At 41.7% G+C, this 25,904-nt stretch carries 22 protein-coding genes; 19 read left to right on the top strand and 3 right to left on the bottom strand.

What is annotated here, in order from left to right:
* Position 1: 1 nt before the first annotated feature.
* The 17 genes from rpsM (at position 2) to SORDD25_RS07360 (ending at position 17,292) form a co-directional block, all read left to right on the top strand.
* Positions 2–367 carry a 30S ribosomal protein S13 gene (gene rpsM / locus SORDD25_RS07440; RefSeq protein ID WP_061853208.1) on the top strand — a complete coding sequence of 122 codons (366 nt, stop codon included), beginning with the start codon at positions 2–4 and terminating at the stop codon, positions 365–367.
* A 17-nt stretch (positions 368–384) separates the two neighbouring features.
* The gene (rpsK, locus tag SORDD25_RS07435) at positions 385–768 is read left to right on the top strand and encodes a 30S ribosomal protein S11 (protein ID WP_001118385.1); all 384 of its coding nucleotides are present in this window, start codon (positions 385–387) and stop codon (positions 766–768) included.
* 42 nt (positions 769–810) lie between these two features.
* On the top strand, positions 811–1,746 hold the full coding sequence (locus tag SORDD25_RS07430; protein WP_061853207.1) for a DNA-directed RNA polymerase subunit alpha: 936 nt from the start codon (positions 811–813) through the stop codon (positions 1,744–1,746).
* Positions 1,747–1,757: 11 nt separating this feature from the next.
* On the top strand, positions 1,758–2,144 hold the full coding sequence (gene rplQ, locus SORDD25_RS07425) for a 50S ribosomal protein L17 (protein ID WP_000331493.1): 387 nt from the start codon (positions 1,758–1,760) through the stop codon (positions 2,142–2,144).
* 263 nt (positions 2,145–2,407) lie between these two features.
* Positions 2,408–2,674 (top strand): ACT domain-containing protein, encoded by a 267-nt coding sequence (locus SORDD25_RS07420; protein WP_061853206.1) that lies wholly within the window; start codon positions 2,408–2,410, stop codon positions 2,672–2,674.
* 9 nt (positions 2,675–2,683) lie between these two features.
* A complete protein-coding gene (locus tag SORDD25_RS07415; protein ID WP_061853205.1) occupies positions 2,684–4,021 on the top strand; it encodes a PFL family protein in 1,338 nt (445 codons plus the stop codon).
* A gap of 236 nt (positions 4,022–4,257) precedes the next feature.
* Positions 4,258–4,953: a histidine phosphatase family protein gene (locus SORDD25_RS07410; RefSeq protein ID WP_061853204.1), complete on the top strand. Its 696-nt coding sequence runs from the start codon at positions 4,258–4,260 to the stop codon at positions 4,951–4,953.
* 156 nt (positions 4,954–5,109) lie between these two features.
* Complete coding sequence (leuS, locus tag SORDD25_RS07405) at positions 5,110–7,611, top strand: leucine--tRNA ligase (RefSeq protein ID WP_061853203.1); 2,502 nt, start codon at positions 5,110–5,112, stop codon at positions 7,609–7,611.
* A gap of 109 nt (positions 7,612–7,720) precedes the next feature.
* Entirely contained in the window at positions 7,721–8,416 is a 696-nt protein-coding gene (locus tag SORDD25_RS07400; RefSeq protein WP_061853202.1) for a GNAT family N-acetyltransferase, read from the top strand.
* 11 nt (positions 8,417–8,427) lie between these two features.
* On the top strand, positions 8,428–8,844 hold the full coding sequence (locus SORDD25_RS07395) for a GNAT family N-acetyltransferase (RefSeq protein WP_061853201.1): 417 nt from the start codon (positions 8,428–8,430) through the stop codon (positions 8,842–8,844).
* A 487-nt stretch (positions 8,845–9,331) separates the two neighbouring features.
* Entirely contained in the window at positions 9,332–10,330 is a 999-nt protein-coding gene (gene ruvB / locus SORDD25_RS07390) for a Holliday junction branch migration DNA helicase RuvB (protein WP_081103677.1), read from the top strand.
* Entirely contained in the window at positions 10,311–10,895 is a 585-nt protein-coding gene (locus SORDD25_RS07385; RefSeq protein ID WP_061853199.1) for a nucleotidyltransferase family protein, read from the top strand. Before ruvB ends, SORDD25_RS07385 begins: the two co-directional genes overlap by 20 nt.
* Before the next feature lie 206 nt (positions 10,896–11,101).
* Entirely contained in the window at positions 11,102–11,860 is a 759-nt protein-coding gene (locus SORDD25_RS07380) for an isoprenyl transferase (protein ID WP_061853198.1), read from the top strand.
* 8 nt (positions 11,861–11,868) lie between these two features.
* Complete coding sequence (locus SORDD25_RS07375) at positions 11,869–12,672, top strand: phosphatidate cytidylyltransferase (protein ID WP_061853197.1); 804 nt, start codon at positions 11,869–11,871, stop codon at positions 12,670–12,672.
* Between the two features lie 15 nt (positions 12,673–12,687).
* The gene (gene rseP, locus SORDD25_RS07370) at positions 12,688–13,944 is read left to right on the top strand and encodes an RIP metalloprotease RseP (RefSeq protein WP_061853196.1); all 1,257 of its coding nucleotides are present in this window, start codon (positions 12,688–12,690) and stop codon (positions 13,942–13,944) included.
* A gap of 16 nt (positions 13,945–13,960) precedes the next feature.
* Positions 13,961–15,814: a proline--tRNA ligase gene (locus tag SORDD25_RS07365; RefSeq protein ID WP_061853195.1), complete on the top strand. Its 1,854-nt coding sequence runs from the start codon at positions 13,961–13,963 to the stop codon at positions 15,812–15,814.
* Between the two features lie 98 nt (positions 15,815–15,912).
* Complete coding sequence (locus SORDD25_RS07360) at positions 15,913–17,292, top strand: glycoside hydrolase family 1 protein (protein ID WP_061853194.1); 1,380 nt, start codon at positions 15,913–15,915, stop codon at positions 17,290–17,292.
* Between the two features lie 38 nt (positions 17,293–17,330).
* Here SORDD25_RS07360 and SORDD25_RS07355 read toward each other — a convergent pair whose 3' ends face one another.
* Positions 17,331–17,744, bottom strand: coding sequence for an EamA family transporter (locus SORDD25_RS07355; protein WP_061853193.1), 414 nt, complete (start codon positions 17,742–17,744; stop codon positions 17,331–17,333).
* 215 nt (positions 17,745–17,959) lie between these two features.
* On the opposite strand from SORDD25_RS07355, the gene glmS reads away from it, so the two are divergent.
* Together glmS and SORDD25_RS07345 are read left to right on the top strand one after the other, a co-directional pair.
* Positions 17,960–19,768, top strand: coding sequence for a glutamine--fructose-6-phosphate transaminase (isomerizing) (gene glmS / locus SORDD25_RS07350; protein ID WP_061853192.1), 1,809 nt, complete (start codon positions 17,960–17,962; stop codon positions 19,766–19,768).
* Positions 19,769–19,879: 111 nt separating this feature from the next.
* On the top strand, positions 19,880–20,932 hold the full coding sequence (locus tag SORDD25_RS07345; RefSeq protein WP_061853191.1) for an LLM class flavin-dependent oxidoreductase: 1,053 nt from the start codon (positions 19,880–19,882) through the stop codon (positions 20,930–20,932).
* 173 nt (positions 20,933–21,105) lie between these two features.
* Here SORDD25_RS07345 and SORDD25_RS07340 read toward each other — a convergent pair whose 3' ends face one another.
* Together SORDD25_RS07340 and SORDD25_RS07335 are read right to left on the bottom strand one after the other, a co-directional pair.
* Positions 21,106–23,844, bottom strand: a complete 2,739-nt coding sequence (locus SORDD25_RS07340; protein ID WP_061853190.1) for a DEAD/DEAH box helicase family protein — start codon at positions 23,842–23,844, stop codon at positions 21,106–21,108.
* Positions 23,844–25,847 carry a site-specific DNA-methyltransferase gene (locus SORDD25_RS07335; RefSeq protein ID WP_061853189.1) on the bottom strand — a complete coding sequence of 668 codons (2,004 nt, stop codon included), beginning with the start codon at positions 25,845–25,847 and terminating at the stop codon, positions 23,844–23,846. Before SORDD25_RS07335 ends, SORDD25_RS07340 begins: the two co-directional genes overlap by 1 nt.
* Positions 25,848–25,904: the final 57 nt, after the last annotated feature.

Below are 25,904 nucleotides of genomic sequence, written 5' to 3'. Positions count from 1 at the left end.
CATGGCTCGTATTGCTGGAGTTGACATTCCAAATGACAAACGCGTAGTAGTCTCATTGACTTACGTTTATGGTATCGGACTTGCAACATCTAAGAAAATTTTGGCTGCTGCTGGAATCTCAGAAGATGTTCGTGTACGTGACCTTACATCAGATCAAGAAGATGCTATCCGTCGTGAAGTGGATGCAATCAAAGTTGAAGGTGACCTTCGTCGTGAAGTAAACTTGAACATCAAACGTTTGATGGAAATCGGTTCTTACCGTGGTATTCGTCACCGTCGTGGACTTCCTGTCCGTGGACAAAACACTAAAAACAACGCTCGCACTCGTAAAGGTAAAGCTGTTGCGATTGCTGGTAAGAAAAAATAATATAGGAGGTAAAAGTCTTGGCTAAACCAACACGTAAACGTCGTGTGAAAAAGAATATCGAATCTGGTATTGCTCATATTCACGCTACATTTAATAACACTATTGTTATGATTACTGATGTGCATGGTAATGCAATTGCTTGGTCATCAGCTGGTGCTCTTGGTTTCAAAGGTTCTCGTAAATCTACACCATTCGCTGCTCAAATGGCTTCTGAAGCTGCTGCTAAATCTGCACAAGAACACGGTCTTAAATCAGTTGAAGTTACTGTAAAAGGTCCAGGTTCTGGTCGTGAGTCAGCTATTCGTGCGCTTGCTGCCGCTGGTCTTGAAGTAACAGCAATTCGTGATGTGACTCCAGTGCCACACAATGGTGCTCGTCCTCCAAAACGTCGCCGTGTATAATCATCGCATTACACTGCTTTTCGTTTAAGAGGGAGTAACTAAATGATTGAGTTTGAAAAACCAAATATAACAAAAATTGATGAAAATAAAGATTATGGCAAGTTTGTAATCGAACCACTTGAACGTGGCTACGGTACAACTCTTGGTAACTCTCTTCGTCGTGTACTACTAGCTTCTCTACCAGGAGCAGCAGTGACATCTATCAACATTGAAGGTGTCTTGCATGAGTTCGACACAGTTCCAGGTGTTCGTGAAGACGTGATGCAAATCATTCTGAACATTAAAGGGATTGCAGTGAAATCATACGTTGAAGACGAAAAAATCATTGAACTTGACGTTGAAGGTCCTGCTGAAATTACAGCTGGAGACATTTTGACTGACAGTGATATTGAAATTGTAAATCCAGATCATTATCTCTTTACAATCGGTGAAGGTTCTTCTCTAAAGGCGACAATGACTGTTAACAGTGGTCGTGGATATGTACCTGCTGATGAAAACAAAAAAGATAATGCGCCAGTTGGAACACTTGCTGTAGATTCTATTTATACACCAGTTACAAAAGTCAACTATCAAGTTGAACCTGCTCGTGTAGGTAGTAACGATGGTTTTGACAAATTAACCCTTGAAATCTTGACAAATGGAACAATTATTCCAGAAGATGCTTTAGGGCTTTCAGCACGTATCTTGACAGAACATCTTGATTTGTTTACAAATCTTACAGAGATTGCTAAATCTGCAGAAGTGATGAAAGAAGCTGATACTGAATCGGACGACCGTATTTTGGACCGTACGATTGAGGAATTGGACTTGTCTGTGCGTTCATATAACTGTTTGAAACGTGCCGGTATCAATACGGTGCATGATTTGACAGAAAAATCTGAAGCAGAGATGATGAAAGTACGAAATCTTGGACGCAAGAGTTTGGAAGAAGTGAAACTCAAACTCATTGATTTGGGTCTTGGATTAAAAGATAAATAAAGGAGGAATACATGGCTTACCGTAAACTAGGACGCACTAGCTCACAACGTAAAGCAATGCTTCGCGATTTGACAACTGACCTTTTGATCAACGAATCAATCGTGACAACTGAAGCTCGTGCTAAAGAGATCCGTAAAACTGTTGAAAAAATGATTACTCTAGGTAAACGTGGTGATTTGCATGCACGTCGTCAAGCAGCAGCTTTCGTACGTAATGAAATCGCATCTGAAAACTATGATGAAGCAACTGATAAGTACACTTCTACTACAGCACTTCAAAAATTGTTCTCAGAAATCGCACCTCGTTATGCTGAACGTAACGGTGGATACACTCGTATCCTTAAAACTGAACCACGTCGTGGTGATGCTGCGCCAATGGCGATCATCGAATTAGTATAAAATCATCAATTTTGTTGAGTGTTATGATGATGGAGTCTTGTGCTCTTAGTCTAGCTCTGGTCTACCGCTGGGACTTCGGTCCTAGCGGGAACACTCATCATCATTTGATAGGGTAGACGCTTGTTTACGAAATTGTTTTTTGTTTAAGAACAACTTCGTAAGCAGGCGTTTTTTAGTATTTTTTACGGAAATATGCTATACTAAGGAAAAAGAAAATCAAAAACGTTCAGGTTTGCTAATAATCGTAAAATGGGAGTCTAAAGATGAAGGCTATTATTACAGTGGTTGGCAAGGACAAGACTGGCATTGTTGCAGGCGTGTCTACTAAAATTGCAGAATTGGGTTTGAATATTGATGATATTTCTCAAACAGTACTGGATGAGTATTTTACCATGATGGCAGTCGTATCTAGTGATGAAAAGCAGGATTTCACCACTTTACGAAATGAGTTTGAAAACTTTGGGCAAACCTTGAATGTTAAAATCAATATTCAAAGTGCAGCGATTTTTGATGCTATGTACAATATCTAGGAGGTTATCATGGATATTAGACAAGTTACGGAAACCATTGCCATGATCGAAGAGCAGAACTTCGATATCAGAACCATCACCATGGGGATTTCCCTTTTGGACTGTATTGATCCAGATATCAATCGTGCTGCTGAAAAGATTTACCAAAAAATCACCACTAAAGCTGCAAATCTAGTGGCTGTGGGAGATGAAATTGCTGCAGAACTTGGGATTCCTATTGTTAATAAACGGGTATCAGTGACTCCGATTTCTTTAATTGGTGCTGCGACTGATGCGACAGACTATGTTGTTTTGGCAAAGGCTCTTGATAAGGCTGCCAAGGAGATTGGTGTTGACTTTATCGGTGGATTCTCATCTTTGGTACAAAAAGGCTACCAAAAAGGAGATGAAATTCTCATCAATTCTATCCCACGCGCTCTAGCTGAGACAGACAAGGTTTGTTCGTCTGTTAACATTGGCTCAACTAAGTCAGGTATCAACATGACTGCGGTCGCTGACATGGGACGTATCATCAAGGAGACAGCTGCGCTATCAGATATGGGTGCGGCCAAGTTGGTCGTATTTGCTAATGCTGTTGAAGACAATCCTTTTATGGCAGGGGCTTTCCACGGTGTTGGCGAAGCAGATGTTATCATTAATGTCGGGGTTTCGGGTCCTGGTGTGGTCAAGCGCGCCTTGGAAAAGGTTCGTGGAGAGAGCTTTGATGTAGTAGCCGAGACGATCAAGAAAACGGCCTTTAAGATTACTCGTATCGGTCAATTAGTTGGTCAGATGGCCAGCGAGAGACTGGGTGTTGATTTTGGAATTGTCGACCTAAGTTTGGCACCTACTCCTGCAGTTGGTGATTCTGTGGCTCGTGTCCTTGAGGAAATGGGCCTAGAAACAGTTGGTACGCATGGGACGACGGCTGCCCTCGCTCTTTTGAATGACCAAGTTAAGAAGGGCGGAGTGATGGCTTGTAACCAAGTCGGTGGCTTGTCAGGTGCTTTTATCCCAGTTTCTGAAGATGAGGGGATGATTGCTGCGGTGCAAGATGGCTCTCTGAATTTAGAGAAACTAGAAGCCATGACTGCTATCTGTTCAGTTGGACTGGATATGATTGCCATTCCGGAAGATACGCCTGCTGAAACCATTGCGGCTATGATTGCGGATGAGGCGGCAATCGGTGTTATTAACATGAAAACGACAGCTGTTCGTATTATTCCAAAGGGCAAAGAAGGCGATATGATTGAGTTTGGTGGATTGCTAGGGACAGCTCCAGTGATGAAAGTCAACGGGGGTTCGTCTGTTGATTTCATCTCTCGCGGTGGGCAAATCCCAGCTCCAATCCATAGTTTTAAAAATTAATAAAAAAGCGAGAGGATTTAAGTTGAGTTTAAGGATGACTGTGTATACTATAATCATTAAATAAAGACCTCCTAACTTTATTTAATAGAAATCCTAAACTTTTTCATAATAATCTCCTAGGGAAGCTACCATGAGGGTAGCTTTTCTTTTGGATAATTTACAAATGTTGGCTTTGCTTTTGAAAGCCGAATATTTCTTTGATCCATGATATAATAGAAGAAAATGGAGGATAGAAAATGTCTAAAGTAAGATTGTATTTGGTCCGTCATGGGAAAACGATGTTTAACACCATTGGACGTGCTCAAGGATGGAGTGATACACCTCTGACTGCAGAAGGTGAGTTGGGAATCCATGAACTGGGAATTGGCTTGAGAGAGTCTGGCTTGCAGTTTGACCGCGCTTATTCCAGTGATTCAGGTCGCACTATTCAAACCACGGGAATTATCCTAGAAGAACTTGGCCTGCAGGGGAAAATCCCTTACCGCATGGACAAGCGAATCCGTGAGTGGTGTTTTGGTAGTTTTGATGGAGCCTATGATGGGGACCTCTTTATGGGGTTGATTCCGAGAATTTTCAATGTAGACCATGTTCATCAGTTGTCTTATGCTGAACTGGCTGAGGGTTTGGTAGAGGTTGATACAGCTGGTTGGGCTGAAGGTTGGGAAAAACTCAGTGGTCGAATCAAGGAAGGCTTTGAAGCTATTGCTAAAGAAATGGAAGAACAAGGTGGGGGTAATGCCCTCGTTGTGAGCCATGGAATGACGATTGGTACCATTGTTTATCTGATCAATGGCATGCATCCGCATGGTCTGGATAATGGTAGTGTAACGATTCTTGAATATGAGGATGGCCAGTTTAGTGTAGAAGTTGTCGGTGACCGTAGTTATCGAGAGCTCGGACGTGAGAAGATGGAAGAGACAAATAATCAATAGAAGTTAGCTCCGATTAGGAGCTAATTTTTTTCCTGTTAAATAAGTTGGATTTGCGACTCAGTATTTCTTGTTATCCAAGTCTAAAAGAACATCTCTCATCTTTCAAATTCCTCCAAAAATGGTATAATAGTAACATCACAAAATTGGAGAGAGACCATGAGTTTTTACAATCATAAAGAAATTGAGCCTAAGTGGCAGGGCTACTGGGCAGAACATCATACATTTAAGACAGGAACAGATGCATCAAAACCGAAGTTTTATGCTCTCGACATGTTCCCTTATCCGTCTGGAGCGGGTCTACACGTAGGACACCCAGAAGGCTATACAGCAACGGATATTCTCAGCCGTTACAAACGTGCGCAAGGTTACAATGTCCTTCACCCAATGGGCTGGGATGCTTTTGGTTTGCCTGCAGAGCAATACGCTATGGATACGGGGAATGACCCAGCAGAATTTACAGCTGAAAATATTGCCAACTTCAAACGTCAAATCAATGCGCTTGGATTCTCTTATGACTGGGACCGTGAAGTCAACACAACAGAACCAAACTACTACAAGTGGACGCAATGGATCTTCACCAAGCTTTATGAAAAAGGTTTGGCCTATGAAGCGGAAGTACCAGTAAACTGGGTTGAGGAACTAGGAACAGCCATTGCCAATGAAGAAGTGCTTCCTGATGGAACTTCTGAGCGTGGGGGCTATCCTGTTGTCCGCAAACCGATGCGCCAATGGATGCTCAAAATCACGGCCTATGCAGAGCGCTTGCTTAATGACTTGGATGAGTTGGATTGGCCAGAGTCTATCAAGGACATGCAACGTAACTGGATTGGGAAATCAACTGGTGCCAATGTCACTTTTAAAGTGAAAGGGACTGACAAGGAATTCACCGTCTTTACTACTCGTCCTGATACGCTTTTCGGTGCGACCTTCACTGTCTTGGCTCCTGAGCATGACTTGGTAGATGCCATCACAAGTCCAGAGCAAGCTGAGGCTGTAGCGGACTACAAACACCAAGCTAGCCTCAAGTCAGACTTGGCTCGTACAGACCTTGCTAAGGAAAAAACAGGGGTTTGGACTGGTGCTTATGCCATTAATCCTGTCAATGGCAAGGAAATTCCAATCTGGATTGCCGACTATGTTCTTGCTAGTTATGGAACAGGTGCTGTCATGGCTGTGCCTGCCCATGACCAACGTGACTGGGAATTTGCCAAACAATTTGACCTTCCAATCGTAGAAGTGCTTGAAGGTGGAAATGTAGCAGAAGCTGCCTATACTGAAGATGGTCTTCATGTCAATTCAGACTTCCTAGATGGCCTTAACAAAGAAGACGCTATTGCTAAGATTGTGGCTTGGTTGGAAGAAAAAGGCTACGGTCAAGAAAAAGTCACCTACCGTCTCCGTGACTGGCTCTTTAGCCGTCAACGTTACTGGGGTGAGCCAATTCCAATCATTCATTGGGAAGATGGGACTTCAACGGCTGTTCCTGAAAATGAATTGCCACTTGTCTTGCCTGTAACTAAGGACATCCGTCCTTCAGGTACTGGTGAAAGTCCACTAGCTAACTTGACCGACTGGCTTGAAGTGACTCGTGAAGATGGTGTCAAAGGTCGTCGTGAAACAAACACTATGCCACAATGGGCTGGTTCAAGCTGGTACTACCTCCGTTATATTGACCCACACAATACTGAGAAATTGGCTGACGAGGATCTCCTCAAACAATGGTTGCCAGTAGATATCTATGTAGGTGGTGCGGAGCATGCCGTTCTTCACTTACTTTATGCTCGTTTCTGGCACAAATTCCTCTATGACCTCGGTGTTGTTCCAACCAAAGAACCATTCCAAAAACTCTTTAACCAAGGAATGATTTTGGGAACAAGCTACCGTGACCACCGTGGAGCTCTTGTAGCGACTGACAAGGTTGAAAAACGTGCCGGATCCTTCTTCCATGTGGAAACAGGGGAAGAGTTGGAGCAAGCACCAGCCAAGATGTCTAAATCCCTCAAGAACGTTGTCAATCCAGACGACGTGGTGGAACAATACGGTGCCGATACCCTTCGTGTCTATGAAATGTTTATGGGACCACTTGACGCTTCCATCGCTTGGTCAGAAGAAGGTCTTGAAGGAAGCCGTAAATTCCTTGACCGTGTTTACCGTTTGATTACAAGTAAAGAAATCGTTACGGAAAACAATGGTGCTCTTGACAAGGTTTACAATGAAACAGTCAAAGCTGTCACTGAGCAAATCGAATCCATGAAATTCAACACAGCCATTGCCCAACTTATGGTCTTTGTCAATGCCGCTAACAAGGAAGACAAGCTCTATGTGGACTACGCCAAAGGCTTTATCCAATTGATCGCCCCATTTGCACCTCACTTGGCAGAAGAACTCTGGCAAACAGTTACAGCAACAGGTGAGTCCATCTCTTACGTGGCTTGGCCAACTTGGGACGAAAGCAAATTGGTTGAAGACGAAATCGAAATCGTCGTCCAAATCAAAGGAAAAGTTCGTGCTAAACTCATGATCGCGAAAGACCTATCACGCGAAGAATTGCAAGATATTGCTCTAGCGGATGAAAAAATCAAAGCTGAAATTGACGGTAAGGAAATCATAAAAGTGATTGCGGTACCGAACAAGCTGGTAAATATCGTTGTGAAATAAGATAGGAATCCTTCAGAGTAGAATCTGGAGGATTTTTTGAATTTTTTCATGAAAGTATGATATACTATGTGCAATTATAAAGTTTGAAAAGTGAATCAAGGAGAAAACAATGCCAGTAAACGAATATGGTCAGATGATTGGTGAATTAATGGAAGGTTATACTCCAGGTGAATTGCCTTCCATTGATTTCTTAGAAGGGTGTTATGCTCGGATAGAGGCCCTTTCGGTGGAAAAGCATGCGGAGGATCTGCTAGCTGTTTATGGTCCAGATACTCCTCGGGAGATGTGGACCTACCTCTTTCAGGAACCAGTGGCAGATATGGAGGAACTGGTTACCGTCTTAAATCAGATGTTGGCTCGTAAGGACCGTTTTTACTACGTGATTATAGACAAGGCAACTGGTAAGGTCTTGGGAACATTTTCTCTCATGCGCATTGACCAGAATAACCGAGTAATAGAAGTGGGAGCTGTCACTTTTTCTACAGAACTCAGGGGAACACGTATAGGGACAGAGGCTCAATATCTCCTAGCTCGCTATGTTTTTGAGGAGATTAACTATCGTCGCTATGAGTGGAAATGCGATGCTCTAAATCTGCCATCAAGACGAGCTGCGGAACGTTTGGGCTTTGTCTATGAAGGGACCTTCCGCCAGGCAGTCGTATATAAGGGACGTACGAGGGATACGGATTGGTTGTCTATGATTGATAAGGACTGGGCTCAAGTCAAAGCTCGTTTGGAAGCATGGCTGGCTCCTGAAAATTTTGATAAAAATGGACGGCAGTACAAGAGCTTAAGAGAATTCTGAGAGGTATTGAGATGATAACTATTAGAAAGCAAGAAATCGTCAAGTTAGAGGATGTTTTGCATCTCTATCAGGCAGTTGGATGGACAAATTATACACATCAACCTCAGATGTTGGAGAAAGCTCTGTCTCACTCACTAGCGATTTATTTGGCACTTGATGGTGATGCCGTGGTAGGCTTGGTCCGTTTGGTCGGAGATGGTTTTTCATCGATTTTTGTCCAGGATTTGATCGTTTTGCCTAGCTATCAGCGCCAAGGAATTGGTAGTTGCTTGATGAAAGAGGCTTTAGGTGATTACAAAGATGCCTATCAAGTCCAACTAGTGACCGAACAGACAGAAAAAACCTTGGGATTCTATCGTTCTCTGGGATTTGAAACCTTATCTACTTATGATTGTACAGGGATGATTTGGGTGGATCGAAAAAGATAAAAAAATTATTTTTTCTTAAGTAAAGTTTAAGTTTCCTCGTGTATTATATAGTTATTAGATAAAGACCTCCTAATACTCTTCGAAAATCTCATCAACCTTCGTTAGAGTAGACTTAACTAACTATAGTTATGCTTGCGTCTATCTGTCTAGTCTGATTTCGATTTTCATTGAGTGCCCTTTATTTAATGAAATCCCAAACTTTTCTTTTTCATCATAATCTCCTAAAGAAGTCACCCAATCAGGTGGCTTTTTTATGACTTGGAGAGGAAAAATCCATTTGAAAAAAATTTTTTAAAAAATGATAAATCAGAGAAAAAATTAAGTTAGCTTTAAGATTCATCTTGTATTATATAATCATTAAATAAAGACCTCCTAACTTTATTTAATGAAATCCTAAACTTTTCTTTTTCATAATAATCTCCCTAAAGAAGCCACCCAATCAGGTGGCTTTTTTGTTTGTGGCTTGGATTTTTGATATAATAGAGCCATGAGTAGAATTTTAGATAATGAGATCATGGGGGATGAGGAGTTGGTAGAACGTACCCTCCGTCCTCAGTATTTACGTGAATATATTGGGCAGGATAAGGTCAAGGACCAGCTGCAAATCTTTATCGAAGCTGCCAAAATGCGGGATGAAGCGCTGGACCATGTGCTCTTATTTGGGCCTCCAGGTTTGGGGAAAACGACCATGGCCTTTGTTATTGCCAATGAACTGGGAGTCAATCTCAAGCAAACGTCTGGTCCTGTCATTGAAAAAGCGGGTGATCTGGTAGCGATTTTGAATGATTTGGAGCCTGGAGACGTTCTCTTTATTGACGAGATTCATCGCTTGCCCATGTCGGTGGAAGAGGTGCTTTATAGTGCCATGGAAGACTTCTACATTGATATCATGATTGGTGCTGGTGAAGGCAGTCGCAGTGTTCATTTGGACTTGCCACCATTCACCTTGATTGGTGCAACGACACGTGCGGGGATGCTCTCAAATCCTCTGCGGGCACGTTTTGGGATTACAGGTCATATGGAATACTATGCCCACGCTGACTTGACGGAAATTGTTGAGCGGACGGCAGATATTTTTGAGATGGAAATCACCCATGAAGCAGCTTCGGAGTTGGCCTTACGTAGTCGAGGAACTCCTCGTATCGCCAATCGTCTCCTCAAGCGCGTGCGCGACTTTGCCCAGATTATGGGGGATGGCTTTATTGATGATGTGATTACCGATAAGGCTTTGACCATGCTGGATGTGGACCATGAAGGTTTGGACTATGTAGACCAAAAAATCCTTCGCACCATGATTGAGATGTATGGTGGTGGTCCTGTCGGTTTAGGAACCCTTTCTGTTAATATAGCAGAAGAACGCGAGACTGTAGAGGATATGTATGAACCTTACCTGATTCAGAAAGGTTTCATCATGCGAACTCGTTCTGGACGGGTGGCAACTGCTAAGGCATATGAACATTTAGGTTATGAATACAATGAAAAATGAGCAAGAAATTCTAGATGCTTTCAGAGAAAATCCAGATATGATGACCATTCTGACCATCATTCGTGACCTTGGTCTAAAAGATTCGTGGTTGGCGGCAGGTTCTGTCAGGAATTTCATTTGGAATCTCTTGTCAGACAAATCGCCTTTTGATCATGAAACGGACGTGGATGTGATTTTCTTTGATCCAGATATTTCTTATGAGGAAACAGTATCCCTAGAGAAAAAGCTGAGAGAAGATTTCCCTCAGTATCAGTGGGAGTTAAAAAATCAGGTCTATATGCATCAGCACAGTCCCCACACTGCGCCTTACACGAGTTCTCGTGATGCTATGAGTAAGTATCCTGAACGCTGTACGGCGATAGGGCTTCGCTTGCATGCCGAAGCAACTTTAGAGCTCTTTGCGCCCTATGGTTTAGAGGATATTTTGAACTTTCAGATTTCCCCAACTCCTCATTTTTTAGAGAATGAGGATCGAATGAAGCTCTATCAAGAACGCTTGTCCAAGAAAAATTGGCAAGAAAAATGGAAAAATCTGACTTTCTCAAAAAACTTAAGAAAAATTTAAGTTAGGGACGGTATACTAGGTCCATAAGTTAAGAGGAACTTAACTTAAACTCCTAAAACTTTTTCATAATAATCTCCCTATAAAACTAAGTCGCCCAATCAGGCGGCTTATTTTTTGTCTGTGTGGAGAGCTAATAACTTAGCAATAGAAGAAAATAGGGAAATATGGTATAATGAAACGATAGATTTTTGAATAGGAATAAGAACATGTTTGGATTTTTTAAGAAAGATAAAGCTGTAGAAGTTGAGGTTCCAACACAGGTTCCTGCTCATATTGGCATCATCATGGATGGGAATGGTCGTTGGGCTAAAAAACGGATGCAACCGCGGGTCTTCGGACACAAGGCGGGGATGGAAGCCCTTCAAAAGGTGACCAAGGCAGCTAACAAGATGGGAGTCAAGGTCATCACGGTTTATGCCTTTTCAACGGAAAACTGGACACGCCCAGATCAAGAGGTCAAGTTTATCATGAACTTGCCAGTCGAATTTTATGATAACTATGTCCCTGAATTGCACGCAAATAACGTTAAGATTCAGATGATTGGAGAGACAGACCGTTTGCCTAAGCCGACTTTTGAAGCTTTGAAAAAAGCAGAGGAGTTGACCAAGAACAATACGGGCTTGATTCTCAATTTTGCGCTTAACTACGGTGGTCGTGCTGAAATTACGCAGGCGCTTAAGAGCTTGACTCAAGATGTTTTAGATGCTAAAATCAACCCTGGTGACATCACAGAAGATATGATTGGGGACTATCTTTTTACGCAACACCTGCCAAAGGATTTGCGAGATCCAGATTTGATTATCCGTACAAGTGGTGAGTTGCGTTTAAGTAATTTCTTGCCGTGGCAAGCAGCCTATAGCGAGCTTTATTTTACGGATACCTTGTGGCCTGATTTTGATGAAGCCGCCTTGCAGGAAGCTATTGCTGCTTTTAACCATCGCAATCGCCGTTTTGGAGGAGTTTAGGAGAAGATATGACCAAGGATTTACAAAAGAGAACATTGTTTGCGGTATTGGCCCTGGCAATTTTCCTTCCAGTCTTGTTTGCAGGAGGGCTCTTGTTGCAGATAGGGATTGGCTTGTTAGCCATGTTAGGCGTCCATGAACTCTTGCACATGAAGGGGCTAAAGACTATGACCATTGAGGGCGCTTTGACTCTTTTTGCGACCTTCGCTCTCACAGTTCCTTTAGAAAATTACCTAACTTTTTTGCCTGTTGATGGGAATGTGGTTGCCTACAGTGTTTTGATTACCATAATGCTAGGGACAACTGTCTTCAGTAAAAACTATACGATTGAAGATGCCGCTTTTCCAATTGCTGTGAGCTTTTATGTTGGTTTTGGCTTTAATGCCTTACTAGATGCTCGGGTGGCAGGTTTTGACAAGGTGCTTCTGCCCCTCTTTATCGTCTGGGCGACAGATAGTGCAGCTTATCTGATAGGGATGAATTTTGGTAAGCATAAGTTGGCACCAAGAGTTTCTCCCAATAAGAGCATTGAGGGCTTTATCGGTGGTATTCTAGGTGCGGTACTAGTAACAGCGATTTTCATGCTAGTAGATAGCACAGTTGCTCTCCCTTATGGAATTTATAGAATGATTCTCTTTGCTGTCTTCTTCAGTGTGGCAGGTCAGTTTGGTGACTTGATTGAGAGTGCGATGAAACGCCATTTCGGTGTCAAGGATTCTGGGAAATTTATCCCTGGACATGGCGGTGTGTTGGATCGCTTTGACAGCATGCTGATTGTGTTTCCAATGATGCACTTATTTGGCCTGTTTTAAAGAAAGGAATATTGAATGATTGGATTGCTAACCTTTATCCTCGTTTTTGGGATTATTGTGGTGGTGCATGAGTTTGGACATTTTTATTTTGCCAAGAAATCAGGCATTTTAGTTCGTGAATTTGCCATTGGTATGGGGCCCAAGATTTTTTCCCATATCGGTAAGGATGGCACTGCTTATACCATTCGAATCCTTCCTCTAGGAGGCTATGTTCGTATGGCAGGCTGGGGTGATGATGCGACAGAGATCAAGCCAGGAACTCCGGTCAGTTTAACACTTGCTGATGATGGTAAGGTCAAACGGATCAACCTCTCAGGGAAGAAACTGGATCAAACAGCTCTTCCTATGCAGGTAACCCAGTTTGACTTTGAAGACAAGCTCTTTATTAAGGGTTTGGTCCTGGAAGAAGAAAAGACTTTTACAGTGGATCATGATGCAACGGTTGTTGAAGAAGACGGAACCGAAGTGCGCATCGCTCCTTTGGATGTACAGTATCAAAATGCTTCTATCTGGGGCAAGCTCATCACCAACTTTGCAGGTCCCATGAATAACTTTATCTTAGGTGTTGTTGTTTTTTGGATCTTGATCTTTTTGCAAGGCGGTGTTAGAGATACTCAGACCAATCTCTTTCATGTCATGCCAGAGGGAGCATTGGCTAAGGTAGGTGTAGCTGAGACCGCTCAAATTACCAAGGTCGGCTCGCATGAGGTTAAGAATTGGCAAGACTTGACCCAGGCTGTGGAAGCAGATACCAAGGACAAGACAGCCCCGACCTTGGATGTGACCATTTCTGAAAATGGTAGCGAAAAACAAGTCACTGTGACTCCAGAAGAAAATCAAGGACGTTATATTCTTGGGGTTCAACCGGGGGTCAAGTCAGACTTTCTATCCATGTTTGTTGGTGGATTTACGACCGCTGCTGACTCTGGGCTCCGTATCCTTTCGGCTCTGAAAAACTTGATTTTCCATCCAGATTTGAACAAACTCGGCGGTCCCGTTGCCATTTTTAAGGCAAGTAGCGATGCTGCTAAAAATGGAATTGAGAACGTCCTCTACTTCCTAGCCATGATTTCTATTAATATCGGAATTTTTAATTTGATTCCGATCCCGGCTTTGGATGGTGGAAAGATTGTGCTCAATATCCTAGAGGCTATCCGCCGGAAACCCCTTAAACAAGAAATTGAAACCTATGTCACCATGGCTGGTGTAGTTATCATGGTTGTCTTGATGCTAGCTGTGACCTGGAATGACATTATGCGACTCTTCTTTTAGATAATCGAGGAATATTATGAAACAAAGTAAAATGCTAATCCCAACGCTTCGCGAAATGCCAAGTGATGCTCAAGTTATCAGCCACGCCCTTATGTTACGTGCTGGTTATGTTCGCCAAGTTTCTGCAGGTGTTTATTCTTACCTGCCACTCGCTAACCGTGTGATTGAAAAGGCTAAGAATATCATGCGCCAAGAGTTTGACAAGATTGGTGCGGTGGAGATGTTGGCTCCTGCCCTTCTCAGTGCCGATCTTTGGCGTGAATCAGGTCGTTATGAAACCTATGGTGAAGACCTTTATAAACTGAAAAATCGTGAAAAGTCAGACTTTATCCTAGGTCCGACACATGAAGAGACTTTTACAGCTATTGTTCGTGACTCTGTCAAGTCTTACAAGCAATTGCCACTCAACCTTTACCAAATCCAACCGAAGTACCGTGATGAAAAACGCCCACGTAACGGACTTCTCCGTACGCGTGAATTTATCATGAAAGACGGCTATAGTTTCCATGCTAATTACGATAGTTTGGATGTGACTTATGACGAGTACAAGGCGGCCTATGAACGAATTTTCACTCGTAGTGGTTTGGATTTCAAGGCTATCATCGGTGACGGCGGTGCCATGGGTGGTAAGGATAGCCAAGAATTTATGGCCATCACTCCTGCTCGTACAGACCTTGACCGCTGGGTTGTCTTGGACAAGTCAGTTGCCTCATTTGATGAAATTCCTGCAGAAGTGCAAGAAGAAATCAAGGCAGAATTGCTCAAATGGATGGTTTCTGGTGAAGACACCATTGCCTACTCAAGTGAGTCTAGCTATGCAGCTAACTTAGAAATGGCAACAAACGAGTACAAACCAAGTAACCGTGTCGTTGCGGAAGAAGAAGTGACTCGTGTCGCAACACCAGATGTTAAATCAATTGATGAAGTGGCAGCCTTCCTAAACGTGCCAGAAGAGCAAACGATCAAAACCCTCTTCTACATGGCAGATGGAGAGCTTGTTGCAGCCCTTCTAGTTGGAAATGACCAACTCAATGAAGTCAAGTTGAAAAACCACTTGGGTGCAGATTTCTTTGATGTTGCGAGCGAGGAAGAAGTAGCAAATGTTATCCCAGCTGGCTTTGGTTCACTTGGTCCAGTTGGTTTGCCAGAAAATGTGAAAATCATTGCAGACCGTAAGGTACAAGATGTTCGCAATGCTGTTGTGGGGGCTAACGAAGATGGCTACCACTTGACAGGTGTGAACCCAGGTCGTGATTTCACTGCAGAATACGTGGATATTCGTGAAGTTCGTGAGGGTGAAATTTCACCAGATGGACAAGGTGTTCTTAACTTTGCCCGTGGTATCGAGATCGGTCACATCTTTAAGCTCGGAACTCGTTATTCAGCAAGTATGGGTGCAGATGTCTTGGATGAAAATGGCCGTGCTGTGCCAATCATCATGGGTTGTTACGGTATCGGTGTTAGCCGTCTCCTCTCAGCAGTTATGGAGCAACACGCCCGCCTCTTTGTTAACAAAACGCCAAAAGGCGAATATCGTTATGCTTGGGGAGTTAACTTCCCTAAAGAATTGGCACCATTTGATGTGCACCTAATCACTGTCAATGTTAAAGATGAAGAAGCGCAAGCCTTGACAGAGAAACTTGAAGCAAGCTTGATGGGAGCTGGTTACGAAGTCTTGACAGACGACCGTAACGAACGTGTCGGAGTGAAGTTTAGCGATAGCGACTTGATTGGTCTGCCAATCCGTATCACTGTTGGGAAAAAAGCAGCCGATGGCATCGTAGAAGTTAAGATTAAGGCGACTGGTGACACCATCGAAGTTCACGCAGACAACTTGCTCGAAACGCTTGAAATCCTCAGCAAGAAATAAAAACTATAATCAGAAGAAAAACAAGGCAAAAATGTAACTAGTTTTTACCTTGTTTTTTCTATATAATGGGGAAAATGAGTAAACGAAGAGGTATAACAATGCTAAAATTTCCAAAGGATTTTGTTTGGGGTTCCTCCACTTCTGGACCACAGACAGAAGGACGAGTGCCAGGTGATGGCAAGGGAGATAATCTCTGGGATTATTGGTATCAAGTAGAGCCAAACCGCTACTACAATGGGATTGGACCTGATAAAACATCGACCTTCTATGAAAACTGGGAAAAGGATATTGAGCTTTTGGTAGAGACTGGGCATACAGCCTTTCGTACTTCTATCCAGTGGTCTCGTATTTTCCCGCAAGGTCGTGGAGAAGTCAATCCTCAAGGGGTGGCTTTCTACCGTCAGGTCTTTGAAGCTATTAAGGCCAAGGGGATTCGCCTCTTAGTCAATCTCTATCACTTCGACCTGCCATTTGCTCTCCAAGAAGACGGCGATGGTTGGGAAAATAAGGCAACTGTCAAGGCTTATGAAGACTATGCTCGTTTTTGTTTTGAGACTTACGGTGACTTGGTAGACCAATGGATTACTTTTAACGAGCCCATCGTCCCTGTAGAGTTTGGCTATTTTTACGATGCCCACTATCCTCACAAGGTGGATGCCCAAGCAGCGGTTAAGGTTGCTTATCATACGCAACTGGCTAGTAGTCTTGCGGTTAAGGCCTGTCATGAGATTTTGCCTGATTCTAAGATTGGGATTGTCCTTAACTTGACGCCAGCCTATCCACGTAGCCAGCATCCTGCGGATGTCAAGGCCGCTCGCATTGCCGACCTCTTCCAAGCCCAATCTTTCCTAGATCCATCTGTTTTAGGAGCTTATCCAGAGGAATTGGTGGAAATTTTAGCTGAGCATGATTTGCTACCAGATTCTACAGCAGAAGAGTTGGAAGTCATTCGGGAGCACACAGTGGACTTTCTTGGAGTCAACTACTACCAACCTTTGCGCGTTATGGCACCTCGATTTGCTAAGCATCCTGATAGCCCTCTTCTGCCAGAGCATTTCTACGAACCTTACGTCATGCCGGGCCGTAAAATCAATCCTCACCGCGGTTGGGAAATTTATGAGCAAGGGATTTATGACATCGCTCAAAACATCAAGGAAAATTATGGCAATATCGAGTGGATGTTGACAGAGAATGGCATGGGTGTTGAGGGTGAAGATAAATTCCGTGAGAATGGCATGATTCAAGACGACTATCGTATCGACTTTGTCAAAGGGCATCTTCGTGAACTCCATCGTGCGATTGAAGATGGAGCAAACTGTAAAGGATACTTAATCTGGACCTTTATTGATTGCTGGTCATGGCTCAATAGCTATAAAAACCGCTATGGTTTGGTTGAATTAGACTTGGAAACACAAGAACGCCGTCTGAAGAAATCAGGGCACTGGTTCAAGGAACTCAGCGACCATAATGGATTTTAAGAATAAAAAGAGTGAGATGGCGTTCATCTCACTTTTTATTACAATATCATCACCAAGGTCCCAATCGTAATCAGGATACAGCCAATAATTGTTTTAAACGTCAGGACATCCTGTAGGAAGAAAAAGGCTAGAACGAGGGTAATGACGAGACTGAATTTATCGACAGCAGATACCTCAGTCGCATTGCCCAGCTGCAAGGCCTTGTAGTAGCAGAGCCAGGAGGCGCCAGTGGCTAAGCCTGATAAGATGAGAAAGAGCCAACTTTTTCTACTGATGTTGACAATTTCGGTCTGACTATTGGTCAAGAAAACCATGGCCCAGGCCATAAGAATGACGACGACTGTACGAATAGCGGTTGCTAGATTGGATGGAACTCCTTCAATCCCAATCTTGGCTAAAATTGACGTTAAGGCTGCAAAGATAGCTGATAAAAGTGCGAAGAAAAACCACATGGCAAATACCTCCTCTTTTTATTATAAGTAATTGATGCTGACTTGTCAGGTATCAAGTGAAATCTTGATAAAATACCGTCTAGAAAAACTATACCAATTTTTATTCTTGACAAGTGAGAAAAACAAGTATATACTGTTTTTGCTGATTCTGTAAAAGGGAAATCAGACTATACCAATTTAAGGAGAAAGCACAGCTAGTCTGTGTCGTATATACTATGTGTGGAATTGTTGGTGTTGTTGGAAACACAAATGCAACTGATATTTTGATTCAAGGGCTTGAAAAGCTCGAATACCGTGGCTATGATTCGGCGGGGATTTTTGTCCTAGGTGGTGCTGAAAATCACCTGGTTAAGGCTGTCGGTCGTATCGCAGAATTGTCTGCCAAGACAGCAGGTGTTGAGGGGACAACTGGTATCGGACATACTCGTTGGGCGACTCACGGGAAACCAACGGAAGACAATGCTCACCCACACCGATCTGAGACAGGACGTTTTGTCTTGGTGCACAATGGGGTGATTGAAAACTACCTTGAAATCAAGGAAGAATACCTTGCAGGTCACCACTTCAAGGGGCAAACCGATACGGAAATCGCTGTTCACTTGATTGGGAAATTTGCAGAAGAAGATGGCTTGTCAGTTCTTGAAGCCTTCAAAAAAGCCCTTCACATCATCCGTGGGTCTTATGCCTTTGCCTTGATTGATTCACAAAATCCTGAAGTCATCTACGTGGCTAAGAATAAATCACCACTTTTGATTGGTCTTGGAGAAGGTTATAACATGGTCTGCTCAGATGCTATGGCCATGATTCGTGAGACCAACCAATACATGGAAATTCATGACCAAGAGTTGGTAATCGTCAAGGCTGATAGTGTGGAAGTTCAAGACTATGATGGTAACAGCCGTGAGCGTGCTAGCTATACTGCCGAGCTTGACTTGTCAGATATCGGTAAGGGGACTTACCCTTACTACATGCTCAAGGAAATTGATGAGCAACCAACAGTTATGCGTAAGCTCATCCAAGCCTACACAGATGAGGTTGGTCAAGTTGTCGTAGATCCAGCTATCATCAAGGCTGTTCAAGACGCTGACCGTATCTACATTCTTGCAGCTGGAACATCGTACCACGCAGGATTTGCTTCTAAGAAGATGCTGGAAGAATTGACGGATACACCAGTTGAACTTGGAATCTCATCTGAGTGGGGCTACGGTATGCCACTTCTCAGCAAAAAACCACTCTTCATCTTTATCAGCCAGTCTGGTGAAACAGCTGACAGCCGTCAAGTTTTGGTTAAGGCTAATGAAATGGGGATCCCAAGCTTGACAGTGACAAACGTTCCAGGTTCAACTCTTTCTCGTGAAGCCAACCACACTATGCTCCTTCACGCGGGTCCTGAAATTGCTGTGGCGTCAACCAAGGCCTATACAGCGCAAATCGCAGCCCTTGCCTTCCTTGCAAAAGCAGTCGGAGAAGCAAACGGGAATGCCAAAGCGCAAGCCTTTGATCTGGTTCATGAGTTGTCAATCGTAGCTCAGTCTATCGAATCAACCCTTTCAGAAAAAGAAACCATTGATGCAAAGGTTCGTGACCTTCTCGAAACCACTCGCAATGCCTTTTACATCGGACGTGGTCAAGACTACTATGTAGCCATGGAAGCCAGTCTTAAGCTAAAAGAGATTTCTTACATCCAATGTGAAGGCTTTGCGGCAGGAGAACTCAAGCACGGGACCATTGCCTTGATTGAAGAAGGAACGCCTGTCTTGGCCCTCTTGTCAGATCCAGTCCTTGCTAACCATACTCGTGGAAATATCCAAGAGGTCGCAGCCCGTGGTGCCAAGGTTCTCACTATCGCAGAAGAGAATGTTGCTAAAGAGACAGACGATATCGTCCTTACGACCGTCCACCCTTACCTCTCACCAATCTCAATGGTCGTACCAACGCAATTGGTCGCTTATTTTGCAACACTCCACCGTGGCCTTGATGTGGACAAACCACGTAACCTTGCTAAGTCAGTAACAGTAGAATAAGCTAAGAAAGTCTAGTTCATCTAGGCTTTTTCTAATGAGCAAATTCATTGAAAATAAAACTAATTAGTGATAAAATACCCTAAAAACTAAAAGAGATAGCGAGGAAACAGGATGGTAGAATTAGGAATTTCAACATTTGGTGAAACAACAGCCCTGGAGGCGACTGGGCAGATTTACAGTCATGATGAACGCATTCGTCAGTTGGTGGCAGAAATTGAGCTGGCTGATAAGGTTGGTTTGGATGTGTACGGGATTGGGGAGCATCATCGGGAGGACTTTGCGGTATCAGCCCCAGAGATTATTCTTGCAGCTGGGGCAGTGAATACCAAGAAAATTCGTTTGACCAGTGCAGTCAGCATTCTCTCGAGTATGGATCCGGTTCGCTTGTTCCAACAATATGCTACCATCGATGCCTTGTCAAATGGCCGTGCGGAGATTATGGCTGGGCGTGGTTCATTCACCGAATCCTTCCCTCTGTTTGGCTATGACTTGAAAGACTATGAAGCTCTCTTTGATGAAAAGTTAGATCTGCTTCAGTTGGCAAATGAAAGCACCAAAGTGAACTGGCAGGGGCAATTGACTCAAAGCATTGCTGGAAAAGAAGTCTATCCTCGTCCTGTTCAGGACAAATTGCCATTGTGGGTGGCGACAGGAGGTCATGTAGAGTCAACAGTGAAGATTGCTCAGGCGGGGTTGCCGATTGTCTATGCTATTATCGGTGGCAATCCGCGTTATTTTAAAAAGTTGATTCAAGCTTATCGTAAGATTGGTAGGGAAGCAGGTCATGCAGATAAAGACCTAAAAGTGGGGGCTCATTCTTGGGGCTGGATTGCTGAAGATGGCGAGCAGGCTGTCAAAGATTATTTCCATCCGACCAAGCAAGTAGTGGATACTATTTCCAAAGACCGTCCGCACTGGCAGGAGTTGACCTATGAGCAATATTTGGAGCAAGTTGGTCCAAATGGAGCCATGTTTGTGGGAAATCCTGATCAGGTAGCAGAAAAATTGATTCGCATGATTGAGGATTTAGACTTGGACCGCTTCATGCTCCATCTACCGCTTGGTTCTATGCCACATGATCAAGTTTTGAGAGCTATTGAACTCTTCGGCACACAAGTGGCCCCCAAAGTACGAGCTTACTTTGCCATGAAAGAGAGGATATAAAAAAATTCAATCGGTTGAGTCGATTGGTGAGGATCACCCTTGGATTCAGCAACAGGTGGAAGTGATACAAGCGATAGAGCATACTATCCAGTGGAATATATACTATTTTATATCAAGTACAAGATAAAATAGTAAAAAAGACGATTTCCGCTTGGAAATCGTCTTTTTGATACTTAGAATAAATCCAGCCTAATATTTCCACCAAAATGTGGTTTTTCAAGAGCTACCTGTGCTAATTGATTGAGTGTTTGTTTACTATTTTCTTGATTATAGAATTTAAGTCCTTTGATGATAACTCCATCAACTTCATCCTCGAAAACCAAATCTTCTTGATGGTCATTGATGTATAAAAGAAGTTCCTCCTTCCATCTATCTTTTTCTGCCAATTGTTCACCTTTGGGTTCAATGAAGATTTGAAGATAGTAATCCTTATTTTGAAGAAGTAGGATAAAGTCTGGCTGAAATCCTGAAAAATTGATTACCCGTGGGTTCTCCTCAAATTGGTGCAATTTCAATTGTTCAACTTTATCTGTCCCCTTTAGCATGTTTTCGTCCATCCGAATGAGGAAAACATCACCGTATTGTTCTCTTAGTTCATCAATGTGATTGGCGATAGCATTAACTAGATTTTCCTCATTTCTATTGATTATAGCAGATTGGTAAGCAAAAAAGTCAAATTTTTCAAAACTAATATTAGTTACTTTTTGTTCGATTAAGGAGCCACTCTGTTTAGCTGTATCATAATTAGGTATTCGTTTGCGATAATCAACGAGATATTCTTCAATAGGATATCCAACAAAACGATTCGTACCTCTAGCTTTACGATAACCTGCCTTTATTTGGGCAGCCAGTAGGTTAAAAAAGTTATCAACAATTTTCAGCTTTTCCATAGCGGAAAAATCTTCTACAATGGTTTCTTTTTCTGTTGTGACAGAGAGTGTAAAATTTTGCAAATCTAGCCAATTTTCACCCCAAAACTCATCCATAGACTTGAGATTTGGAAGATATTTTTTCAGATTTTCAAAACGGAAAAAGTTAGAGCGGCTAATTGATTTTTTAAAGTAACGAATATCAATTCCCCTCAATTGGGACGTTTTTAACTCTATTGCTTCAGCTGAAAGGTAAGCTGTTTCATAGGTGGATTTAAAATAGATTACATTGGCTAGCTTAGAAATTTCAATACCATATGCACGTAAATTCACATAGTGACTGTCAGGAATTTCCTCAGTTTCATTATAGTAAAGCTTACCTGTTTTAAAGATTTGGGTTTTCTTGAAAGAGGGTTTCAGTTTGATTTCAATTGGAGGATTTTTTTCATCCGTCCCAGTCGCAAGATTCATCTTGTCAAGTGATTCCATCAAATTCTTGATGTATTGCGGTTCATTAAGGGTATGGTAGTGTAGTGTTTCCAACAAAAGACTTGCTGTTTCATCTGATTCATCAAATCGTCTTTGGTAAGAAATCTTTTGATTTAAGGAGAAAGGATTGTATCGCGCCCCACGTCCGATCAACTGAGCCTCGGAATTGGTTGATTTAGCATCTCTTTTATCATTCATTTTTCCCAAGTTGCTAATACGAACGATATCGTAAAGATTGAGGACATCCCAACCTTCTGTTAATTTTGCTACGGCAAAGACTACACGGTACAGATTATTGGGCGATTCAAGCGAATTGAGGGCTTGATACTGTCCTGTTTCTAGCAACCCTTTTGAGCCACTATCTGAATCATTTGCATTTAGAATTCTAGCTGGTGAAAAACCACGCTTAATTTCTCGAATAACAGTTGAAAGATCATCCTTTTCGAGATAATACTGATAAGCTAGCTGTAGGGTATGGCTTTGCTCTTCTGATACACTTCTCAATTGTGAAATAAGGAACGACCTTAAACTTTCCACGGTCAGACTATCAATCATCTCATTGAATAGATTATTTGCTTCATAGGAAGCATCGATTTTATGCGATTTGAAAAGAATGACTGGTTTTATCTCAATTCCAAATTTTTCTAGAGCAAATTTGCGACGATATTCACTCAGAAGAACAGTACTAAGCATATTATCTTCATTGGAATTTCCCGTCTGAATGCGTCTTACATTTTTTGAATATCGCTCTTTTATGTATGAATCCAAGGTATAACGGTAAATAATCTTATCTCGATATTTTTGATAAATGGTCTCATCGTCAAAATCAAGTGTTGCGGTAAATTCTAGCAAGAGATTATCAGCATGTGCGTGAAGGAGATCAAGTAGGCTTTTTTCCCATGAGACTTTTTCCAATTCTGCTTTATTTTTCTTTTTCGTAGAAGCAGAATAGTGATGGGCTTCATCCGCCAGAATAACCATTTTTGTCTTCTGGTAATCTGTTAATGACATGATATTTTCTGCTTGTGTGAAAAGGTCATTTGTCAATGTTTGAATTGAAACAAACTTAATATTAATTACATTTTTATTAGGAAAATCTGGAAATCTTCCTGAAATCTGGTTGATAAAGATATGTTCCCCATCAATTTCTAAGTTGGAATTGAAAAGAAACTTCGTAGATTGAGCATTCGTTAGATTATCAATGGTCTTACTCAGAACACCATTTGTATTCACTGTAAACAGAAAATTTTGATGCCCTTTTTCTTTATAGAGATAGAGGATTAAACCAGCCATCAAATCAGTCTTTCCCGAACCAGTTGCCATATTGAACATGAGTTGTCTTGGCTTTCGAAACTTGAAAGTATCCGATGATTGAGTGTAGTGAAAATAACGAATAGCTTCACTCTGATAGGAACGTGGTTCATGCTTGAGATTTTCTATAATATACTGCGGTAATTCCCAACCATGCTGTTCGTTCAAAATATCCATATCCAGCTGTTTCAATTCATCGAAGAGTTCAAAGATCAGTTCTTTTTTCTTTGCTTTTCTAACCATCATTTCTCCCCATAAAAACTCTTATTGAAATCATAATCTGATTGGGATAATTGCGATTTAATGGTTTCATCATCAATTTCAGAGTAGTTGTGATAGAGCTGGTTTTTGTCAATAATTTTCACAAGAATTTTTTTCTGCATTTCAAAATCTTCATCCCAGATAGATTGGTCGACTTCTTGTAAATCCACTCTGAAATCAAAATCAAGTGTGGCTTTCATGTCATCAAAGATAGCCTTTAATTCATCAGAATGTTTAGAGTTAAGAACAGCATCAATAAAGGTCGCATTTTTGTCCATTAACTCAGCATAAATGAATGAACCACCGCCAGACCAGTTGACTGTTTTAGAAATTCCACTACTTTCACCTTGAATAACTCTTTCCAATCTAGCAATGCTATCATTTTCCCCATAATCCAACTGTTCAAAGCCTATATACTGTCTATTTAATTTATGAGCCACCGCTGCAGTTGTTCCTGAACCAAGATGATAATCAAGAACCAAATCCCCCCTGTCGGTGGCTAATTCGATAATTCGACGAATTAATTTTTCTGGTTTTTTCCCGCCCTTCAAGGTGACTCCGCCTTCTTTAGCAATTCCTTCATAAGGAGTATCCATCCAAATATTTGACAGTTGGATACTAGGAACACGTTCTCCATCAATCTCTCTTATTTTTTTAGAATATAAGGTTAGTTCTTGACCATTTTTTACATAAACATCATAATTATTTTCCCTAGATTGGAAAAAAATTGTTTCTGTATCGTATTTAGACTTGTTTCTCAAATCAACCAAAACGCTACTTGCATTGTCATTAATTGAAGTCTCACGGTAAATAGACTCCGCATTTTTTAAAGCAAAATCTGCTACTAAATTATCAAAAATTACTCCTCCAAGATTTTGTTTCGCTTCTCTTTTATTTTTAAAACCTTGTTTTTTGGCAATATAGTCACCAATATTTTCGATTTCCCAATTTGAGTGGTCTTCGTTTTTATTGAGAATGTAAAATTTATAATTTGGATCATAGTCAGAACGCACATACTGAGTGTTATACTTCCATTTTGTTTTATCTTTTGCAAAAGAAAGAATATACTCTGCTGTTTCGAATACACCTGGGTTAACACTAGCAAATCCTGAAGGAGACTTTGTTTTTAAGGTGATCTTATTAATAAAATTCTCTTTCTTGAAAATTTCTTTTAACAAAACATGAAGTTCTCCAACGCCATCGTCACTTATCTGAACAAAAATGGCTCCATCATCAGACAATAAATCTTTGGCAATTTCCAATCGATTTTTCATAAAAGTCAGCCAAGTAGATAATTTAAAGTTGGAATTATATGGAAATGTATCTTCTTTCTTTTTTTTAGTAAAATAATACGGTGGATCGATATAAATCAATTTCACCTTCCCTGCAAATCGTTTTTTCAAACTGTGGAGTGCTAACAGGTTGTTTCCCTTGATAATCAGGTTATCCGTATCCTTGATTTCTGATACAGGAGAAGAGCCGTTTTTGTCATATTTCTTAGCATTTTTTAAAATCTTTTCATCAAGGAGGACATCAATCTCCTCTCTAGCAACTATCTCATTTAAAAAAGATTCTTCAGCATCTTCCCTCGATACATCATCTTTAGTCATACCAGCTTTTAAGATACCATCTTTGTAGGGGAAATTTAGGACAACATCTGTCACTTCATCCAAATAACGATTATTCGTGAATAGTCCAATTTTGTTAGTGTAACGTGTGTAAGAGTTTGACCAATATTCATCAACTTCAAGCATTTGAATGATATCATTGATTTTCAAAATTGTCGCACCAGCAATCTCCTCGGTAAATGCTTCATTTAGAATTGCATTTGTCAAAATCTTTTCAACCAACTCAGGTTTATAATTATCTAAATCTACTATAATAGCATCTTTTTTTAGCAGTCCCTCAGCTACATACTGTTCATCAAAGCTTTCTACCACCTCTCGTAGGGCTTGTTGAATCGCTGTTTCGAATGTCTGACTCATACAAGTCCCTCACTTTCATACACAACAGAAAAGACCTTCTCACAAAAATGTGAAAAA

The sequence above is a fragment of the Streptococcus oralis genome, from assembly GCF_001579525.1.
In the GTDB taxonomy this organism is placed as follows: Bacteria; Bacillota; Bacilli; order Lactobacillales; family Streptococcaceae; genus Streptococcus; species Streptococcus oralis_M.
Note: the sequence above shows the minus strand (reverse complement) of the source record. Positions and strands in the feature narration are given on the sequence as shown.

Bases quoted from the DNA above. Each gene is read 5' to 3' on its own strand.
- rpsM (WP_061853208.1), top strand. From the start codon at position 2: ATGGCTCGTATTGCTGGAGTTGACATTCCAAATGACAAACGCGTAGTA.
- SORDD25_RS07430 (WP_061853207.1), top strand. From the start codon at position 811: ATGATTGAGTTTGAAAAACCAAATATAACAAAAATTGATGAAAATAAA.
- rplQ (WP_000331493.1), top strand. From the start codon at position 1,758: ATGGCTTACCGTAAACTAGGACGCACTAGCTCACAACGTAAAGCAATG.
- SORDD25_RS07420 (WP_061853206.1), top strand. From the start codon at position 2,408: ATGAAGGCTATTATTACAGTGGTTGGCAAGGACAAGACTGGCATTGTT.
- SORDD25_RS07415 (WP_061853205.1), top strand. From the start codon at position 2,684: ATGGATATTAGACAAGTTACGGAAACCATTGCCATGATCGAAGAGCAG.
- SORDD25_RS07410 (WP_061853204.1), top strand. From the start codon at position 4,258: ATGTCTAAAGTAAGATTGTATTTGGTCCGTCATGGGAAAACGATGTTT.
- leuS (WP_061853203.1), top strand. From the start codon at position 5,110: ATGAGTTTTTACAATCATAAAGAAATTGAGCCTAAGTGGCAGGGCTAC.
- SORDD25_RS07400 (WP_061853202.1), top strand. From the start codon at position 7,721: ATGCCAGTAAACGAATATGGTCAGATGATTGGTGAATTAATGGAAGGT.
- SORDD25_RS07395 (WP_061853201.1), top strand. From the start codon at position 8,428: ATGATAACTATTAGAAAGCAAGAAATCGTCAAGTTAGAGGATGTTTTG.
- ruvB (WP_081103677.1), top strand. From the start codon at position 9,332: ATGAGTAGAATTTTAGATAATGAGATCATGGGGGATGAGGAGTTGGTA.
- SORDD25_RS07385 (WP_061853199.1), top strand. From the start codon at position 10,311: ATGAATACAATGAAAAATGAGCAAGAAATTCTAGATGCTTTCAGAGAA.
- SORDD25_RS07380 (WP_061853198.1), top strand. From the start codon at position 11,102: ATGTTTGGATTTTTTAAGAAAGATAAAGCTGTAGAAGTTGAGGTTCCA.
- SORDD25_RS07375 (WP_061853197.1), top strand. From the start codon at position 11,869: ATGACCAAGGATTTACAAAAGAGAACATTGTTTGCGGTATTGGCCCTG.
- rseP (WP_061853196.1), top strand. From the start codon at position 12,688: ATGATTGGATTGCTAACCTTTATCCTCGTTTTTGGGATTATTGTGGTG.
- SORDD25_RS07365 (WP_061853195.1), top strand. From the start codon at position 13,961: ATGAAACAAAGTAAAATGCTAATCCCAACGCTTCGCGAAATGCCAAGT.
- SORDD25_RS07360 (WP_061853194.1), top strand. From the start codon at position 15,913: ATGCTAAAATTTCCAAAGGATTTTGTTTGGGGTTCCTCCACTTCTGGA.
- SORDD25_RS07355 (WP_061853193.1), bottom strand. From the start codon at position 17,744: ATGTGGTTTTTCTTCGCACTTTTATCAGCTATCTTTGCAGCCTTAACG.
- glmS (WP_061853192.1), top strand. From the start codon at position 17,960: ATGTGTGGAATTGTTGGTGTTGTTGGAAACACAAATGCAACTGATATT.
- SORDD25_RS07345 (WP_061853191.1), top strand. From the start codon at position 19,880: ATGGTAGAATTAGGAATTTCAACATTTGGTGAAACAACAGCCCTGGAG.
- SORDD25_RS07340 (WP_061853190.1), bottom strand. From the start codon at position 23,844: ATGGTTAGAAAAGCAAAGAAAAAAGAACTGATCTTTGAACTCTTCGAT.
- SORDD25_RS07335 (WP_061853189.1), bottom strand. From the start codon at position 25,847: ATGAGTCAGACATTCGAAACAGCGATTCAACAAGCCCTACGAGAGGTG.